The following is a 17,707-nucleotide window of genomic DNA, read 5'->3' on the forward strand; positions in this document are numbered from 1 at the left end:
GAGGGGCAGCGCGCGCCGCCCCTCCCCTCAGGTCACAGCGAGCGGAACAGCTCGTTGTAGCGCTCCGTCAGCAGCTCCCAGTCGTACTTCTCGACCACGCGGCGGCGCGCGGCCACCGCCATCCGGTCCGCGCGCTCGTCCTCCGTGAGCAGGCTGCGCAGCGCCGCGGCGAGCGCCTCCGGGTCCCGGGGCGGCACGATGAGCCCCGTCTCGCCGTCGGCCACCGTGTGCGGCAGTCCGCCGACGGCGGTGCCCACGGCCGGGGTGCCGCAGGCCTGCGCCTCCGCGAGGGCCGTGCCGAAGCACTCCGAGTCGCTCACGGACGACAGCACGCCCGCACGGGCCTGGCGTACGGCGTCCACGAGCTCCTCGCCGCGCAGGGGGCCCGTGGAGACGACCCGGTCGGCGACGCCGAGCTCGGCGGCGAGCTTCAGGAGCCGGTCCACGTCGTCACCGCCGCCGATCAGCTTGAGCCGCGCCTCGGGCAGGTCCCCGAGCAGCGCGAACGCGCGGATCAGCTGGTCGACGCCCTTCCAGCGTGAGGTGCTGTCCATCCGGCCCACATAGACGACGACTTGGGGCCGCTCGGAAGGCGGGGGACCGGGGGTCCAGCGCCGGATGTCGACGCCGGGCGGGATCTCCACGGCCCTCGGACGGCCGTAGGCCAGGGACCCGGGCGCCACGGGCACCGGCACAGTGGTCCGGTTCATCAGCCGCGGCAGGACGAAGCGCTCGTAGAAGCCGATGATGCGGTTCGCCAGACCGTTGCCCGCGTCCTGCTTGTGCATGGTGCCCGCGTGGTACGTGAGGACCGTCGGCCGCCCTTTCGCCGAGAACACCGCGATGTCCGCGAGGCCGGGCACCGGCGTGTGGGCGTTGACCACGTCGACGCGCTCGCGGCGCAGCCACCGGCGGACCTGGAGGACCCAGAGCGGGTTGAGCGGGGTGTTGGACAGCTTCAGCCAGGCGCCGAGGCGTACGACCGTCACCCCGTTCTCCTGCGACACGGTGGTGCCGCGGCCGTCGGGGTTGGTGGTCAGGACGACGGCCCGCAGGTCCGGTGCGGCCGCGACGGCCTCGGCGATCCGGGCCGCGTAGTTCTCCACGCCGCCGATCTTCGGCGGGTAGTACGAGGAGACCACGGCGACCGTGCGCCGTGTCCGCGGCGGGACGGTGGTGTCGTCGGCGTTCACCGGCTGATGACCTCTCTGTGGGTGTGATGCGGGACGTCGGGGGTCTGCCGCCGGCGTCGGCCCAGGAGCAGGGCGCAGAGGCCGACCAGGCCGGACGCGAGGTTGCCCAGGCCCCAGGCCCAGCCGATCCAGACCAGTCCGTCGGAGGCCCAGAGCAGGGCCAGGGTGACGGTGACGGTGGCGAAGATGGCGTTGTTGACGATGAGCTGGCGCAGCTGGCGCGTCACCTTCAGGGCGTAGTTGGCCCACGCGTTGAGTGCCACGGCGAGCGAACTGACAGCGAAGGCGGTCAGGAGCGACGCGGCGGCGTCGGCGTAACCGCCGCCGAACAGCCGCAGCACGAACCCGCTGCCCAGCGCGACCACCGTGGCCGCCGCCGTCTGGGCGGCAGCGATGATCACCGCGGTGCGGCGCAGCAACATGGGCAGTTGGGCCGGGTCGTGCGAGCCCTCGGCGAAGAGCGCCTCGCCCACGGAGAAGGCGATGGCGTGCAGGAGTGCGGCGATCTGGAACGCCACGTAGAAGTAGCCGGTCGACTCGGCGCCGAGGTGGTGCAGCACGATCAGCGGCAGCACCAGCTGCGGCAGCAGATCGAGCAGTCCGGAGGCGTAGCTGCCGAGGGAGTAGTGGAACTGCTCGCGCAGCCGCGTACCCCCGAAGCGCAGCTCGAAGCGGAAGCCGAGCCTGCGCCGCAGCAGGATGAGCGCGCACAGCACGGCGGCGGCGAATCCCGCTCCGGTCGAGCCGACGATCCCGAAGACCCCGAGTCCGGTCAGGGCGGCGGGCATGGCCAGCTTCGCCACCCCCTGGGCCAACCCGTCGGACAGCACGTTGAGTTCAGGGGTACGGGCGCCGGTGAAGACCGACTTCGCCAGCTGGTTGAGGGCGGCGAGCGAGCACAGCGCGGCGAAGACCGCGACGGCCATCGGGTTCTCGCGGATGAACAGCAGCTTCTCGCCGTACCAGGGCAGTCCCGCCACATACCCGAGCCCGAGCAGTGCCCCTGCCGCCGCGACCGCGCCCAGCGCCATCGTCAGCTGGGCGTTGCGGTCGTCCGCGGCCGCGGGGAAGCGGATGAGGGTGTTGTTCAGCCCGAACTGGCTCAGATACGAGATCAGGCTCAGCGCGGAGATCAGTGTGGTCGCGATACCGACCTGGGTCGGGCTGTAGAAGCGGGCGACGACCACCCAGAAGAGAAACCCGAGAAGGGCGGTGCTGGCCGTCGAGGCCAGCACGAAAAACGAATTGCGGTACACGGCGGGCCGCGGGCGCCTATGTCTGGCCACGCCCGGCCTGTCCGTGGCGGAGCACGAAGCTCACGTTCCCCCCACATGTGTCCGGCGTCGCGGCACCGGCCGGGCCGGTGCCGCGATGGTGTTGTTGATCCGCGGGCCGGACTGTCTCCCCACAGTCCGGCCGGCGGTCGTCAGTGCTCGGCGCGGTAGTCCGCCACGGCGTCACGATAGGCGTCGAACGCGGGCTTGCGCTTTCCGCCGTACTCGATGAGCCCGTAGTAGTGGTGCCGCCCTGCGTTCTTCTCCTCGGGCTCTGTGTCGCGGTGCGAGTACCAGAACACCTTGGTGACCGCGGTCAGTTCGTCCGCCGCCTTGACCACGTCGGCCGCGATACGCGCCTGATGGGCGTACGTGGCGTGGCTGGTGTCCTTGCCGGGGTTCTCGTTGTCCGCCGCGGCGCCGTTGCCGTGCGTGGGCGCCCCGGTCTCCGTGAGCCAGATCTCCAGATCGCTCAGATCGTGCCGGGCGAGCACCGAAGTCAGGCTCTGCCGCGCGCCCTTGATCTTCTCGTACGTGCTGCGGCCGGTCTTCGTGCTCGGCAGCTGCACGCGGGCGAACGGATGGAAGCTGATGCCGTCCACGTATTTCCCGGCACCCTCCTCCAGGACGTGGTCGAGGAACTCGACGGGCGCCTCACGGCCTTCGCTCGTACCGGAGTTGGCGAGACCGCACATCAGGACGAAGGCTTCCGGGTCGGCGGCGCGGATGGCCGCGGATGCCTTGGCCAGCAGATCGGTGTACCTTTTCGGGTCCGCACCGGTCTGCCAGAAGTTCTTGATGTTCGCCTCGTTCCAGACCTGCCAGGCGTGCACGCCCATCGCCGCGTAGCGGGTGACGGCCTCGGAGGCGAACTGCGCGAAGCGCTCGTTGTCCGCCGGCGGGCAGGTGGCGTTCTTGACACCGCACGAGGGGTCCCCGGCCCACTGCGGGCTGTAACCGAGCGTGGCGAGCACCTTCAGGTCGCGCTCCTGCGCACCCTTGGCGATGCGGTCGAAGCGCTCCCAGAGGTACTGGTCAGGGCCGTCCGGCTGGATGTTCGTCCAGGAAAGATCCGCACGAATCCAGCCGACCCCCAGATCGGCGGCGTCGTCGAGGGCCTGGGCGAGATCGACGTCGGACATCCACGGCAGGGTGTCGCTGTAGGCAAGGCCGAAATCGAGCGGCTTCTTGCGTTTCCCGTCGGCCAGTGCGGCCGATGACGGCAATTCGTACGGCTTGTCCGACGAGGCGGGGGACCCTTTGCTGGAATCCGTGGCGCATCCGCTGCCCAAGGCGACAAATACGGGAACGGTCCACAGGGCCTTCAACAGCGGACGGCGGGATATGACGGGCGGTTCCATACCGGCCCCATCGCCGCGCTGGTGGGCTTTCGGCATGGGGGCACCTTAGCCGATAGTTATCCTCTGGCCAGGGGATATACCGCGTATACCGGACCGGATTCGCTGCCGCGGGTAGCCGCGGCCTGCTCTGGGGTAGAGCTGATGTTTTGACCGAACTGAGGACGCTCGGTACGCTCAGACCTTGTGCCTGGGGTGTGCCCTGGCGCTCGTGCGTGCCTTCAACACCGCCGAGTGCCGATGCGGCCACCGCAATCTGCGCCTCTCTCCGCCTTGCAGCGGGAGTCTGCAGCGAGCGACACACCCGACCGCGTGGGTCGGCGAAGTTCCAGGTTAGCTTTATGACGGCACACAGAAACCGGAGAAGTAGTGCCTACGATCCAGCAGCTGGTCCGTAAGGGCCGGCAGGACAAGGTCGAGAAGAACAAGACGCCCGCACTCGAGGGTTCGCCCCAGCGCCGCGGCGTCTGCACGCGTGTCTTCACCACCACCCCGAAGAAGCCGAACTCGGCGCTGCGGAAGGTCGCGCGTGTTCGCCTGACCTCCGGCATCGAGGTCACCGCTTACATCCCGGGTGAGGGCCACAACCTGCAGGAGCACTCCATCGTGCTCGTGCGCGGTGGCCGTGTGAAGGACCTGCCGGGTGTTCGCTACAAGATCATCCGCGGTTCCCTGGACACGCAGGGCGTCAAGAACCGTAAGCAGGCTCGTTCCCGCTACGGCGCCAAGAAGGAGAAGTAAGAATGCCTCGTAAGGGCCCCGCCCCGAAGCGCCCGGTCATCATCGACCCGGTCTACGGTTCTCCTCTGGTGACCTCCCTCATCAACAAGGTTCTGCTGAACGGCAAGCGCTCCACCGCCGAGCGCATCGTTTACGGCGCCATGGAGGGTCTGCGTGAGAAGACCGGTAACGACCCGGTCATCACGCTGAAGCGTGCGCTCGAGAACATCAAGCCGACCCTCGAGGTCAAGTCCCGCCGTGTCGGTGGCGCGACCTACCAGGTCCCGATCGAGGTCAAGCCGGGCCGTGCGAACACGCTCGCCCTGCGCTGGCTCGTCGGTTACTCCCGCGCCCGTCGCGAGAAGACCATGACCGAGCGTCTCCTCAACGAGCTCCTCGACGCCTCCAACGGCCTCGGTGCCGCTGTGAAGAAGCGCGAGGACACGCACAAGATGGCCGAGTCCAACAAGGCCTTCGCGCACTACCGCTGGTAGTCGCAACCCACATCGAGACCGAGAGAAGACTGAGCCGATATGGCTACCACTTCGCTTGACCTGGCCAAGGTGCGCAACATCGGCATCATGGCCCACATCGACGCGGGCAAGACGACCACCACCGAGCGGATCCTGTTCTACACCGGTGTCTCGTACAAGATCGGTGAGGTCCACGACGGCGCCGCCACGATGGACTGGATGGAGCAGGAGCAGGAGCGTGGCATCACGATCACGTCTGCTGCCACGACCTGCCACTGGCCGCTCGAGGACGTCGACCACACGATCAACATCATCGACACCCCGGGTCACGTCGACTTCACCGTCGAGGTGGAGCGTTCCCTGCGTGTGCTCGACGGTGCTGTCACCGTGTTCGACGGCGTCGCCGGCGTAGAGCCCCAGTCCGAGACCGTTTGGCGTCAGGCGGACCGCTACGGCGTGCCGCGTATCTGCTTCGTCAACAAGCTCGACCGCACTGGTGCCGAGTTCCACCGCTGCGTCGACATGATCGTGGACCGCCTCGGCGCCACCCCGATCGTCATGCAGCTCCCCATCGGTGCCGAGGCCGACTTCCAGGGTGTCGTCGACCTCGTCACGATGAAGGCGTACGTCTGGTCGGCCGAGGCCGCCAAGGGCGAGGCCTACGACACCGTCGAGATCCCGGCCACGCACACCGAGGCCGCCGACGAGTGGCGCGGCAAGCTCCTCGAGACCGTCGCCGAGAACGACGAAGAGATCATGGAGCTGTACCTCGAGGGCCAGGAGCCCTCGGTGGAGCAGCTGTACGCCGCGATCCGTCGTATCACCATCGCGTCGGGCAAGGGTGGCGACACCACCGTCACCCCCGTGTTCTGCGGTACCGCGTTCAAGAACAAGGGCGTCCAGCCCCTGCTCGACGCGGTCGTGCGGTACCTGCCTTCGCCCCTGGACGTCGAGGCCATCGAGGGCCACGACGTCAAGGACCCCGAGGTCGTCGTGAAGCGCAAGCCGAACGACGAGGAGCCGCTCGCGGCCCTCGCGTTCAAGATCGCTTCCGACCCGCACCTCGGCAAGCTCACCTTCATCCGGGTCTACTCGGGTCGCCTGAACGCCGGCACCGCGGTGCTGAACTCCGTGAAGGGCAAGAAGGAGCGCATCGGCAAGATCTACCGTATGCACGCGAACAAGCGTGAGGAGATCGAGTCGGTGGGCGCCGGTGACATCGTCGCCGTCATGGGCCTGAAGCAGACCACCACCGGTGAGACGCTGTGTGACGACAAGAACCCGGTCATCCTGGAGTCCATGGACTTCCCGGCGCCGGTCATTCAGGTCGCCATCGAGCCCAAGTCCAAGGGTGACCAGGAGAAGCTGGGTGTCGCCATCCAGCGTCTCGCGGAGGAGGACCCCTCCTTCCAGGTTCACTCGGACGAGGAGACCGGACAGACCATCATCGGTGGTATGGGCGAGCTTCACCTCGACGTCCTCGTCGACCGTATGCGTCGCGAGTTCAAGGTCGAGGCGAACGTCGGCAAGCCGCAGGTCGCGTACCGCGAGACGATCCGCAAGGCCGTCGAGCGCGTGGACTACACCCACAAGAAGCAGACCGGTGGTACCGGTCAGTTCGCCAAGGTGCAGATCGCGATCGAGCCCATCGAGGGCGGCGACAGCTACGAGTTCGTGAACAAGGTCACCGGTGGCCGTATCCCGCGGGAGTACATCCCCTCGGTGGACGCCGGTGCGCAGGAGGCCATGCAGTTCGGCATCCTGGCCGGCTACGAGATGACGGGCGTTCGCGTCATTCTTCTCGACGGTGCCTTCCACGAGGTCGACTCCTCCGAGCTCGCCTTCAAGATCGCCGGTTCGCAGGCGTTCAAGGAGGCCGCTCGCAAGGCCAGCCCCGTGCTGCTCGAGCCGATGATGTCCGTCGAGGTCACCACGCCCGAGGACTACATGGGTGAAGTCATCGGTGACATCAACTCCCGCCGTGGCCAGATCCAGGCCATGGAGGAGCGCAGCGGCGCCCGCGTCGTGAAGGGCCTCGTGCCGCTTTCGGAGATGTTCGGCTACGTCGGAGACCTCCGCAGCAAGACCTCGGGTCGCGCAAGCTACTCGATGCAGTTCGACTCCTACGCCGAGGTTCCCCGGAACGTCGCCGAGGAGATCATCGCGAAGGCCAAGGGCGAATAAACCACTCGGTTTCACGCTTTAGGCTTGACACCATCCGCCGGGGGTTCACCCCGACCCAGGGGCGAACCCCGGTGGCTGGCATCCCAGCAAAGATCACCTGGCGCCGATGAGTAAGGCGTACCAGAACCACTCCACAGGAGGACCCAGTGGCGAAGGCGAAGTTCGAGCGGACTAAGCCGCACGTCAACATCGGCACCATCGGTCACATTGACCACGGTAAGACGACCCTCACGGCCGCCATTACCAAGGTGCTGCACGACGCGTACCCGGACCTGAACGAGGCCTCGGCCTTCGACCAGATCGACAAGGCTCCTGAGGAGCGCCAGCGCGGTATCACGATCTCGATCGCGCACGTCGAGTACCAGACCGAGGCGCGTCACTACGCCCACGTCGACTGCCCCGGTCACGCGGACTACATCAAGAACATGATCACGGGTGCCGCGCAGATGGACGGCGCCATCCTCGTGGTCGCCGCCACCGACGGCCCGATGCCGCAGACCAAGGAGCACGTGCTCCTGGCCCGCCAGGTCGGCGTTCCGTACATCGTCGTCGCCCTGAACAAGGCCGACATGGTGGACGACGAGGAGATCCTGGAGCTCGTCGAGCTCGAGGTCCGTGAGCTCCTCTCCGAGTACGAGTTCCCGGGCGACGACCTGCCGGTCGTCAAGGTCTCGGCGCTCAAGGCCCTCGAGGGCGACGCCGAGTGGGGCAAGACCGTCCTCGACCTGATGAAGGCCGTCGACGAGAACATCCCGCAGCCCGAGCGTGACGTCGACAAGCCGTTCCTGATGCCGATCGAGGACGTCTTCACGATCACCGGTCGTGGCACCGTCGTCACCGGTCGTATCGAGCGTGGTGTCCTCAAGGTCAACGAGACCGTTGACATCGTGGGCATCAAGCAGGAGAAGACCACCACCACGGTCACCGGCATCGAGATGTTCCGCAAGCTGCTCGACGAGGGCCAGGCCGGTGAGAACGTCGGTCTGCTCCTCCGTGGCATCAAGCGCGAGGACGTCGAGCGCGGCCAGGTCATCATCAAGCCCGGTTCGGTCACGCCGCACACCGAGTTCGAGGCCCAGGCCTACATCCTGTCGAAGGACGAGGGTGGCCGTCACACCCCGTTCTTCAACAACTACCGCCCGCAGTTCTACTTCCGTACCACGGACGTGACCGGCGTCGTGACCCTCCCCGAGGGCACCGAGATGGTCATGCCGGGCGACAACACTGAGATGACCGTTGAGCTCATCCAGCCCGTCGCCATGGAAGAGGGCCTGAAGTTCGCCATCCGTGAGGGTGGCCGGACCGTGGGCGCCGGCCAGGTCACCAAGATCAACAAGTAATTGTTGACTCGCGGTACCTGAGCTTCCAGCTCAAGCCGAAGCCCCCGTACACCTTCCGGTGTACGGGGGCTTCGGTCGTTTCTGTCTACTGCCGCTGCCACAGGGCGGGAGTGTTCGGCGGCTCCCAGCCCGTCTGGGCCTGGTGGCCCTGGAGGCAGCGGTAGGTCGCGCCGCCGTACGTCACCGTGGCGCCCGCCTGGTAGACGGTGCCGGCCGCCCAGGTGCCGCCGGGCTCACCGGGTTCGCCGGGCTCGCCCGGGTCGGTGGTGGTCTTCAGGGTGAGGCCGTAGTTCTGCAGCAACGGATTGATCGGCTGGAAGAACGTCGTGCCGCCGCTGGAGCAGTTGCCCGAGCCGCCCGACGTGACGCCCTGTGCCTGGCTGCCGGAGATGTACGAGCCGCCGGAGTCTCCGGGCTCGGCGCACACCGACGTGCGGGTCACGCCCGAGATGGTCCCCTCGGGGTACGTGACGCTGGTGTTGTGCTGCTGGATGGTGCCGCAGTGCCACCCCGTGGTGGAGCCGGAGCGGCAGACCGACGCGCCCACCGGTGCCTGCGTGGACCCGGTGACCTGTACGTTCTGGCCGCCCGCGCCCTTCACGTACGGGGTCGCGGTCCACTGCGAGTTGACCGCCACCCATGCCATGTCCCGGCCGGGGAAGACCGAGCCCTGGAACGTGCCCTGTTCGACCCGGTTGTAGCCGGTGGTCCGGTCGCCCGCCCGGCCGCAGTGGCCCGCGGTGGCGAAGCCCTGCTGGGTGCCGCGCGTGACCGGGAAGCCGATCGAGCAGCGCCCGCTGTTGTTGATGTAGTACGCGTCGCCGCCCTTGAGTTCGTACAGGGCGCGCGGCCGCTCGGTGGTCTTCACGACCCGCGCGAGCGAGGCGTCGATGCCCGCGGCGTCCAGGAGCGCGTGGGCGGCGGCGGGGCGTATCGCCTCGACGACCAGCTGGTTCGTGGCGACATCCACGTATCGGACGGGTGCGTCGGAGGTGTCCCGGCGCTCGGCCGCCCGGTCGAGCCGGGCCTTGGCGCGGTCCAGGTCGGACAGGGAGTGACGTACGACGGAGGCTTTGGCGCCCTGTGCCTCGATGGCGCGTACGTCGGCGGTGTCCGTGGTCGCCACGGTCAGCGTGCCGGACTCGGCGCCGCCGAGCCACGCGCCCGCGAAGTCGCCGCCGAGCGCGAGGCGCAGCCGGCCCGCGGTGGCCGCCGCCTCGGCCTCGTTGGCGAGACGGCGCTCGGCCTGCTGCGCGCTCAGGCCCAGGTCGCGCTGCATGGCGCGGAGCAGGGCGGGTGGTGCGTCGGCCGTACGCAGTGTCTGTGCGGCGGACGGCGGGGCTGCCGGTGCGGGGGATGCGGCCGTCGTGGCGCTCGCGGAATTGCCGAGCCCGGCCGTGATCAGGGCGGCCGCTGCGGCGAGTGCGGCACCCGCGGCTCTGGCGCGGGTGGGTCGCTGGAGCATGGGGGTTCTCCTCGGCTTCGTCTCGTGCGACAGATGGCTGTGCGACCGAAACCGTAGGAAGGGAGCGGTGGTGCGGATAAGACCTCAGTCGGCCCTCTCCATGGCGTTATGGGGGAGGGCTCAGGAAACGGGATGCTTCGCGAGCCACTCCGTATAGCTGCTGCTGCGCGCCGCCACCGCCGCGTGCGCCATGCGTGCCTGCGCGAGTACGGTGCGCGCGAGGTCCGCGTCCTGGGAGACCGGGTGCCAGCCGAGGAGGTGGCGCCAGGCCAGGGGAGTGCCGCGCAGCGGACGGCTGACGATGCCGGGGGTCGGCGGGAACGTGGCCCGGCACAGGCCGACCGCCCGGCCCACCTGCACCAGGTGGACGAGCGAGCTGACATCCGTCTCGTAGAGCCGGTGCGGTGTGAAGCCGGCGGCGGCGCAGCAGGCCGTGAAGCAGTCGCCGAAGCAGCCGTCGCCGGGCACACAGGCCCAGTCCTCGGCGGCGAGGTCCACCAGCTCGATCTCCGCGCGCGCGGCCAGCGGGTGCCCCTCGGGCATCATCACGAACACCGGGTCCATGGCGATCTCGTGCCACGCGAGGCGGTCGGCCGCGGGCGGCGCGGCCGAGCCGCAGGTCCCGGCCAGGGCGAAGTCGAGGCGGCCCTCGCCGAGCAGCTCGGCGAGCCCGCGCTCGGACCAGGAGGCCCGGGTCTCCACCCGGACCTCGGGCAGCGCGCCCGTGAGCCGGTCGAGGAGGGCGCCGAGCAGCGGACCGTGCGTGCCGCCGAGGCGGATCGTGGTGGACGCGCCCGTGCAGCGGGCGAAGCGCACCGCCTCCTCCTGGAGCTCGGTCACCGCGGGCAGCACGATCCGGGTGCGTTCGAGCACCAGCTCGCCGAGGGCGGTGGCCCGCACACCGGACCGTCCGCGCTCGAACAGGGCACCGCCCAGCGCCCGCTCGATCCGCTTGAGCTGTGCGCTGAGGGCCGGCTGGGCCACCCCGAGCACCGTCGCCGCTTTGGTGAGACTCCCGGCCTCGGCGATGGCCCGGACCGTCCTGAGATGACGCAACTCCAGCTCCATGAGGGGAGCTTGGGGGCGGGAGGGGGAGGGGGCAAGGGGCTGGTGCAGACCAATGCAGGCCAAGCTCGGCGTGGGGTGGCCGGAAGCGGCCGGGGGACACGCGCAGGGCCCACGCCCGGCGGTGATGGCCGGACGTGGGCCCCTCGCACCCGTACGTCGTGAGAGTCAGGCGCTAGACGAAGCGCTGGGCCGCGGACCCGTCACAAGGACGGAGCGCCACGGCCTTGCCCGCTGTGGGCTGGGTCAGGCAGAGGCCGGTTGCCGTGGCCGGGCGGAGGGTGCCGTCCGACGGGCGGGTCCACTTCTGGTTGTCGCCGCCGTGGCAGTCCCACAGGATCGCGGCGGTCGGTGCCTTGATGTCGCGGGAGTCGAGACAGCGGTCATGGGAGAGCCCGACATGGACCGACTTCTGCTCGGGGTCGTACCACCAGCTCTGGTTGCGGCCGCCGTGGCAGTCCCAGCCCACGACGGCTGTGTAGTTCCGTGACGATCCGCCGGCAGTGTCCAGGCACTGGCCGGTGGCCGCGTTCTTCACCGGCTTGAACTTGTCGTCCCAGGCACCGGCGTACAGCTTCGGACGGTTGGTGGAGGCGGGATCGGCGCAAGAGGCCTCCCGCAGACCGGAGTTGTAGAACTGGCTGAAGCACGAGGCGAAGGCTCCGTGGCCCGCCGCGTTGGGGTGGTAGCTCTGCCGGACCGAGTTCTCGTCCGGCGGGAACGAGCCGTCGTAGAAGAAGCCGCGCGCCCAGGTGCTGTCCATGCACACCTCGTGCCCGTGGAACAGCCGGGAGGCGTCGAGGTAGTCGGCGCCGGACTGCTGCGCGGCACTGCGGATGCCGCGCTCGAAGGCGGGCACGGCGACGTTGCGGCCCCAGGCCGCGTCCGAGTCGTACCCGAGACAGCCGCCGGGCAGCTTCCCGGGGAAGTTCGGGTTGTCCTGCATGTCGGGGCTGATGGGGGAGGGGTAGCTCATCAGGACGAGCTTGTACGAGCCGTCGGTGTAGCCCGCGTCGCGCATGACCTTCTTGACGTCGCCGACGGTGGCGGAGACCTTCGGCACCATGCCGTCCACGCGGCCCTGCCAGCCCGGTGCGTACTTCGGCTCGCAGGTGCCCTGCGACAGCACCCAGCGCGTCACGCAGTCCGTCATCACCGGCCCGAACTGGATGTCGTCGTTGGCGCCGACGACCATGACCACCATCTTGAGCCGGGTGTTACGGGCCTTGATCGCGAGGTTGTCGGACTGGACCAGCTCGTCGGCGTACTGCTTCGACCCGCCGATCTTCACGTTGGGAGTCGACGCACCCGAGCACGAGACGTTGCTGGAGAGCTCCGCGAGTCCGGTCCGGTGGATCGCGGCCTGGGTGGAGCGGTGGCACCAGTTCGACGGTCCGTTGGTACCCGGCTCGTACGAGCCGGCGCCCTCGCCGGAGATCTCGGAGTCGCCGAGCGAGATCACATTGGTCTTCCGCTCGGCCATGGGCCGTTCTTCGGGGCTGCCGTAGAGCTTGGTGGCCTCGGCCGCGCGGATCTTCTCCAGTTCGGCGGGGAGCGGGGTGGATGCCGCCGCACTGGGGCTGTCGTCGGCGCCCATGGGGGCCGCGCTCGCGGTGGGCAGAGCGAGTGCCGACAACGACAGGGCTAAGGCAGCTGCGGTGGCGCAGGTTCTCAGCCGTGACCTGATATGTGGCATGAGATGCCTCCCGGGTAGGTGTTACCCCGGGTATTTAGCGGTCGCAGGGCGGCGTGGGAAGACTCGAAGATGACAAAGTCTCAACTTCTGCGAGGGTGAGAGGCGCACGTCGGCGTCCTGAATGTGACGATCGCCACGAAATCCGCGGGGCGGGCCACCATGAAGGGGCTCAGAGGTGCCGCGGCTGGTTTGACACCCGGCGTCACAGGGGTACTCTCATCCGCCCGATTGGCGCCCTGACGGGCCCGTATGGCAGACTATCGGGGTTGCTCGGTTGAGTGCCGATGCTGCGCGCCTCCCGCCGGGAGGACCGGAAGCGAGTCCCACAGTACTCGTCGCCTTAACTGCCCTCGGGCAGCACTGGGGCGGACGTACGGGAATCTTCCGGGAAGTGCAGTGCGGTGGCTCGGCCAGGCGCCCGGTGGGTGTTCCTTCCCCCATCTCGCGGCCCTTGGGCCGCAACCCCTAGCAGGGAAATCCTTCGGGAGATCTGTGTCAGTGAGGTTGCGACACGCCCGACCGCGGGGGTCGGAGAAGGAGTCAACAGAACCCCTGGGTTCCAGAGCGTTTACTAGACAAAGGACTACTGAGTAGCCATGGCGGGACAGAAGATCCGCATCCGGCTCAAGGCCTACGACCACGAGGTCATCGACTCCTCGGCGAAGAAGATCGTCGAGACGGTGACCCGTACTGGTGCGTCGGTCGCGGGCCCGGTGCCGCTCCCCACCGAGAAGAACGTGTACTGCGTCATCAAGTCGCCGCACAAGTACAAGGACTCTCGCGAGCACTTCGAGATGCGCACGCACAAGCGCCTCATCGACATCCTCGACCCGACCCCCAAGACCGTTGACTCTCTGATGCGACTCGACCTTCCGGCCGGTGTCGACATCGAGATCAAGCTCTAAGGGCCCGGTGATCGAGAATGGCTAAGCAGATCAAGGGCATCCTGGGCGAGAAGCTCGGCATGACGCAGGTCTGGGACGAGAACAACCGCATCGTCCCCGTGACCGTCGTCAAGGCCGGCCCCTGCGTCGTGACCCAGGTCCGTACGAATGACTCCGACGGCTACGAGTCGGTCCAGATCGCCTTCGGCGAGATCGACCCGCGCAAGGTGAACAAGCCCCTCAAGGGCCACTTCGCCAAGGCCGACGTGACCCCCCGCCGCCACCTCGTCGAGATCCGTACCACTGACGCCAGTGAGTACACCCTCGGCCAGGAGCTCACCGCTGAGACCTTCGAGTCCGGCGTGAAGGTCGACGTGACCGGCAAGAGCAAGGGCAAGGGCTTCGCCGGTGTCATGAAGCGCCACAACTTCAAGGGTGGCAAGGCTTCCCACGGTGCCAAGCGCATCCACCGCAAGCCCGGTTCCATCGGTGGCTGTGCCACCCCCGGCCGTGTCTTCAAGGGCATGCGCATGGCGGGTCGCATGGGCAACGAGCGGGTCACCACCCAGAACCTGACCGTCCACGCCGTTGACGCCGAGAAGGGTCTGCTGCTCATCAAGGGCGCCGTCCCCGGCCCCAACGGTGGCCTCGTCCTGGTCCGCACCGCGGCCAAGGGGGTTTGAGGAACCGATGAGCACCATTGACATCCTTTCGCCGGCAGGCGACAAGGCCGGGACCGTTGAGCTCCCCTCGGAGATCTTCGACGTCGAGAAGATCAGCATTCCGCTGATCCACCAGGTCGTTGTCGCGCAGCTGGCCGCTGCCCGCCAGGGCACGCACAAGGTCAAGACCCGCGGCGAAGTCCGTGGCGGTGGCCGCAAGCCGTACCGCCAGAAGGGCACCGGCCGCGCCCGTCAGGGTTCGACCCGTGCGCCGCAGTTCGCCGGCGGTGGCGTCGTCCACGGCCCCGTGCCGCGTGACTACTCGCAGCGGACCCCGAAGAAGATGAAGGCCGCGGCCCTGCGCCACGCCCTCACCGACCGGGCCCGCAACAACCGCATCCACGTCGTGTCCGGCGTGGTTGAGGGCGACATCAGCACCAAGGCCGCCAAGACCCTCCTGGGCAAGGTCAGCGAGCGCAAGAACGTGCTCCTGGTCATCACCCGCGAGGACGAGGTCGCGCTGCTGTCCGCTCGCAACCTGCCCCAGGTCCACATCCTGGAGCCGGGCCAGCTGAACACGTACGACGTGCTCGTTTCGGACGACGTGGTCTTCACCAAGGCCGCCTTCGACTCCTTCGTCGCCGGCCCCAAGGCTGACACCGAAGGGAGCGAGGGCTGATGTCTGAAGCCACCGTTACCAGCAAGACCTTCTCGGACCCGCGCGACATCCTCGTCAAGCCGGTCGTCTCGGAGAAGAGCTACGCGCTGCTCGACGAGAACAAGTACACGTTCATCGTCGCGCCCGGCTCCAACAAGACCCAGATCAAGCAGGCCGTGGAAGCGGTCTTCGGCGTCAAGGTCACCGGGGTCAACACGATCAACCGTCAGGGCAAGCGGAAGCGTACGCGCACCGGTTTCGGCAAGCGTGCCGACACCAAGCGCGCCATCGTGACCCTCGCTGAGGGCGACCGTATCGACATCTTCGGCCAGGCCTCCTAACGGAGCGCCCTGGTCCGAATATCGGACGAGGACTGAGAAATGGGAATCCGCAAGTACAAGCCGACTACGCCGGGCCGTCGTGGCTCCAGCGTCGCCGACTTCGTCGAGATCACGCGGTCCACGCCGGAGAAGTCGCTGGTCCGCCCCCTGCACAGCAAGGGCGGCCGTAACAACACCGGTCGTGTGACCGTCCGCCACCAGGGTGGTGGCCACAAGCGCGCCTACCGCGTGATCGACTTCCGTCGTCACGACAAGGACGGCGTGCCGGCGAAGGTCGCGCACATCGAGTACGACCCCAACCGCACCGCGCGTATCGCGCTGCTGCACTACGCCGACGGCGAGAAGCGCTACATCATCGCGCCGCGCGGCCTGCAGCAGGGTGACCGGGTTGAGAACGGCCCGACGGCCGACATCAAGCCGGGCAACAACCTCGCGCTGCGCAACATCCCCGTGGGTACGACGATCCACGCCATCGAGCTCCGTCCCGGTGGCGGCGCCAAGTTCGCCCGCTCCGCGGGTGCCTCGGTGCAGCTCCTGGCGAAGGAGGGCACGATGGCCCACCTTCGTATGCCCTCCGGTGAGATCCGCCTGGTCGACGCGCGCTGCCGCGCCACCGTCGGCGAGGTCGGCAACGCCGAGCAGAGCAACATCAACTGGGGTAAGGCCGGCCGTATGCGCTGGAAGGGCGTCCGCCCGACCGTGCGTGGTGTCGTGATGAACCCGGTTGACCACCCCCACGGTGGTGGTGAGGGCAAGACTTCCGGTGGTCGCCACCCGGTCAGCCCCTGGGGTCAGAAGGAAGGCCGTACTCGTTCGCCCAAGAAGGCGTCGAACAAGTACATCGTCCGCCGCCGCAAGACGAACAAGAAGCGCTAAGGACGGGTTGAGATGCCTCGTAGCCTGAAGAAGGGGCCCTTCGTCGACGACCACCTGATCAAGAAGGTGGACGCCCAGAACGAAGCCGGCACCAAGAACGTCATCAAGACCTGGTCCCGTCGCTCCATGATCGTGCCGGCCATGCTCGGCCACACGCTTGCGGTGCACAACGGCAAGACCCACATCCCGGTGTTCGTCACCGAGTCGATGGTCGGCCACAAGCTCGGCGAGTTCTCGCCGACGCGCACCTTCCGGGGTCACGTCAAGGACGACCGGAAGTCGAAGCGCCGCTAACAGCGGATCGCATTCAGACACGTAAGAAACTGAAGGGACAACCATGGAAGCCAGGGCCCAGGCGCGGTACATCCGCGTCACGCCCATGAAGGCCCGCCGCGTGGTGGACCTCATCCGTGGCATGGACGCCACGGAGGCCCAGGCCGTCCTGCGATTCGCTCCGCAGGCAGCCTCGGTTCCCGTTGGCAAGGTGCTCGACAGCGCCATCGCCAACGCCGCGCACAATTACGACCACAGTGACGCCTCTTCGCTGTTCATCAGCGAGGCGTTCGTGGATGAGGGCCCGACCCTGAAGCGGTTCCGTCCGCGTGCTCAGGGCCGTGCCTACCGGATCCGCAAGCGGACCAGCCACATCACCGTGGTCGTCAGCAGCAAGGAAGGAACCCGGTAATGGGCCAGAAGGTAAACCCGCACGGGTTCCGGCTCGGTGTCACGACCGACTTCAAGTCGCGTTGGTACGCCGACAAGCTGTACAAGGACTACGTCAAGGAAGACGTCGCCATCCGTCGGATGATGACGTCCGGCATGGAGCGCGCCGGCATCTCGAAGGTTGAGATCGAGCGCACCCGTGACCGTGTCCGCGTGGACATCCACACCGCCCGCCCGGGCATCGTCATCGGCCGCCGTGGCGCCGAGGCCGACCGCATCCGCGGTGACCTCGAGAAGCTCACGGGCAAGCAGGTCCAGCTGAACATCCTCGAGGTCAAGAACCCCGAGACCGATGCCCAGCTGGTTGCCCAGGCCGTTGCCGAGCAGCTGTCCTCCCGCGTCTCCTTCCGTCGGGCCATGCGCAAGAGCATGCAGTCCGCCATGAAGGCCGGCGCCAAGGGCATCAAGATCCAGTGTGGCGGCCGTCTCGGCGGCGCCGAGATGAGCCGTTCGGAGTTCTACCGCGAGGGTCGTGTGCCGCTGCACACGCTCCGCGCGAACGTGGACTACGGCTTCTTCGAGGCCAAGACGACCTTCGGTCGCATTGGCGTCAAGGTCTGGATCTACAAGGGCGACGTCAAGAACATCGCCGAGGTCCGCGCCGAGAACGCTGCCGCCCGTGCGGGTAACCGCCCGGCCCGCGGTGGCAACGACCGCCCGGCCCGCGGTGGCCGTGGTGGCGAGCGTGGCGGCCGCGGCCGCAAGCCCGCACAGCAGACGGCTCCGGCCGCCGAGGCCCCCAAGGCCGAGGCTGCCGCTGCTCCGGCTGCTGAGAGCACCGGAACGGAGGCCTGA

General features: G+C 68.1%; 18 protein-coding genes. 12 read left to right on the plus strand and 6 right to left on the minus strand.

The window, feature by feature from the left end; genetic code table 11:
* Window positions 1–32: 32 nt before the first annotated feature.
* The 3 genes from ACIBI4_RS08190 to ACIBI4_RS08200 form a co-directional block, all read right to left on the minus strand.
* A complete protein-coding gene (locus ACIBI4_RS08190) occupies window positions 33–1,193 on the minus strand; it encodes a glycosyltransferase family 4 protein (protein WP_399202832.1) in 1,161 nt (386 codons plus the stop codon).
* Window positions 1,190–2,479, minus strand: coding sequence for a lipopolysaccharide biosynthesis protein (locus ACIBI4_RS08195; RefSeq protein WP_399202833.1), 1,290 nt, complete (start codon window positions 2,477–2,479; stop codon window positions 1,190–1,192). Before ACIBI4_RS08195 ends, ACIBI4_RS08190 begins: the two co-directional genes overlap by 4 nt.
* Before the next feature lie 140 nt (window positions 2,480–2,619).
* Window positions 2,620–3,864, minus strand: coding sequence for a cellulase family glycosylhydrolase (locus ACIBI4_RS08200; protein WP_399202834.1), 1,245 nt, complete (start codon window positions 3,862–3,864; stop codon window positions 2,620–2,622).
* A 330-nt stretch (window positions 3,865–4,194) separates the two neighbouring features.
* On the opposite strand from ACIBI4_RS08200, the gene rpsL reads away from it, so the two are divergent.
* From rpsL to tuf, 4 genes are all read left to right on the plus strand, one after another.
* Window positions 4,195–4,566, plus strand: coding sequence for a 30S ribosomal protein S12 (gene rpsL, locus ACIBI4_RS08205; protein WP_003948652.1), 372 nt, complete (start codon window positions 4,195–4,197; stop codon window positions 4,564–4,566).
* 2 nt (window positions 4,567–4,568) lie between these two features.
* The gene (gene rpsG / locus ACIBI4_RS08210) at window positions 4,569–5,039 is read left to right on the plus strand and encodes a 30S ribosomal protein S7 (protein ID WP_003974303.1); all 471 of its coding nucleotides are present in this window, start codon (window positions 4,569–4,571) and stop codon (window positions 5,037–5,039) included.
* 39 nt (window positions 5,040–5,078) lie between these two features.
* On the plus strand, window positions 5,079–7,202 hold the full coding sequence (fusA, locus tag ACIBI4_RS08215) for an elongation factor G (RefSeq protein WP_399202835.1): 2,124 nt from the start codon (window positions 5,079–5,081) through the stop codon (window positions 7,200–7,202).
* A 146-nt stretch (window positions 7,203–7,348) separates the two neighbouring features.
* A complete protein-coding gene (gene tuf, locus ACIBI4_RS08220) occupies window positions 7,349–8,542 on the plus strand; it encodes an elongation factor Tu (RefSeq protein WP_399202837.1) in 1,194 nt (397 codons plus the stop codon).
* An 85-nt stretch (window positions 8,543–8,627) separates the two neighbouring features.
* Here tuf and ACIBI4_RS08225 read toward each other — a convergent pair whose 3' ends face one another.
* From ACIBI4_RS08225 to ACIBI4_RS08235, 3 genes are all read right to left on the minus strand, one after another.
* Window positions 8,628–10,007: a carbohydrate-binding protein gene (locus ACIBI4_RS08225; RefSeq protein WP_399202838.1), complete on the minus strand. Its 1,380-nt coding sequence runs from the start codon at window positions 10,005–10,007 to the stop codon at window positions 8,628–8,630.
* A gap of 120 nt (window positions 10,008–10,127) precedes the next feature.
* Window positions 10,128–11,075 carry a LysR substrate-binding domain-containing protein gene (locus ACIBI4_RS08230; protein WP_399202839.1) on the minus strand — a complete coding sequence of 316 codons (948 nt, stop codon included), beginning with the start codon at window positions 11,073–11,075 and terminating at the stop codon, window positions 10,128–10,130.
* A gap of 172 nt (window positions 11,076–11,247) precedes the next feature.
* Window positions 11,248–12,768: a ricin-type beta-trefoil lectin domain protein gene (locus ACIBI4_RS08235; RefSeq protein ID WP_399202840.1), complete on the minus strand. Its 1,521-nt coding sequence runs from the start codon at window positions 12,766–12,768 to the stop codon at window positions 11,248–11,250.
* Window positions 12,769–13,364: 596 nt separating this feature from the next.
* Here ACIBI4_RS08235 and rpsJ point away from each other — a divergent pair.
* Genes rpsJ through rpsC form a run of 8 tightly spaced genes read left to right on the plus strand, consistent with a single transcriptional unit; the run spans window position 13,365 to window position 17,707 of the window.
* Window positions 13,365–13,673: a 30S ribosomal protein S10 gene (gene rpsJ, locus ACIBI4_RS08240; RefSeq protein WP_003948644.1), complete on the plus strand. Its 309-nt coding sequence runs from the start codon at window positions 13,365–13,367 to the stop codon at window positions 13,671–13,673.
* A 17-nt stretch (window positions 13,674–13,690) separates the two neighbouring features.
* The gene (gene rplC, locus ACIBI4_RS08245; RefSeq protein WP_399202841.1) at window positions 13,691–14,335 is read left to right on the plus strand and encodes a 50S ribosomal protein L3; all 645 of its coding nucleotides are present in this window, start codon (window positions 13,691–13,693) and stop codon (window positions 14,333–14,335) included.
* A 7-nt stretch (window positions 14,336–14,342) separates the two neighbouring features.
* The gene (gene rplD / locus ACIBI4_RS08250; RefSeq protein ID WP_399202842.1) at window positions 14,343–14,993 is read left to right on the plus strand and encodes a 50S ribosomal protein L4; all 651 of its coding nucleotides are present in this window, start codon (window positions 14,343–14,345) and stop codon (window positions 14,991–14,993) included.
* Window positions 14,993–15,313 carry a 50S ribosomal protein L23 gene (rplW, locus tag ACIBI4_RS08255; protein ID WP_187819709.1) on the plus strand — a complete coding sequence of 107 codons (321 nt, stop codon included), beginning with the start codon at window positions 14,993–14,995 and terminating at the stop codon, window positions 15,311–15,313. Before rplD ends, rplW begins: the two co-directional genes overlap by 1 nt.
* A 39-nt stretch (window positions 15,314–15,352) precedes the next feature.
* Window positions 15,353–16,189 carry a 50S ribosomal protein L2 gene (gene rplB, locus ACIBI4_RS08260; protein ID WP_093613750.1) on the plus strand — a complete coding sequence of 279 codons (837 nt, stop codon included), beginning with the start codon at window positions 15,353–15,355 and terminating at the stop codon, window positions 16,187–16,189.
* A 12-nt stretch (window positions 16,190–16,201) separates the two neighbouring features.
* Window positions 16,202–16,483 (plus strand): 30S ribosomal protein S19, encoded by a 282-nt coding sequence (gene rpsS, locus ACIBI4_RS08265; RefSeq protein ID WP_003992359.1) that lies wholly within the window; start codon window positions 16,202–16,204, stop codon window positions 16,481–16,483.
* Window positions 16,484–16,526: 43 nt separating this feature from the next.
* Window positions 16,527–16,874, plus strand: coding sequence for a 50S ribosomal protein L22 (rplV, locus tag ACIBI4_RS08270; protein ID WP_135332555.1), 348 nt, complete (start codon window positions 16,527–16,529; stop codon window positions 16,872–16,874).
* Complete coding sequence (gene rpsC / locus ACIBI4_RS08275) at window positions 16,874–17,707, plus strand: 30S ribosomal protein S3 (RefSeq protein WP_399202843.1); 834 nt, start codon at window positions 16,874–16,876, stop codon at window positions 17,705–17,707. The genes rplV and rpsC overlap by 1 nt, the downstream gene beginning before the upstream one ends.

Source organism: Streptomyces sp. NPDC050418 (genome assembly GCF_044458745.1).
Lineage (GTDB): Bacteria > Actinomycetota > Actinomycetes > Streptomycetales > Streptomycetaceae > Streptomyces.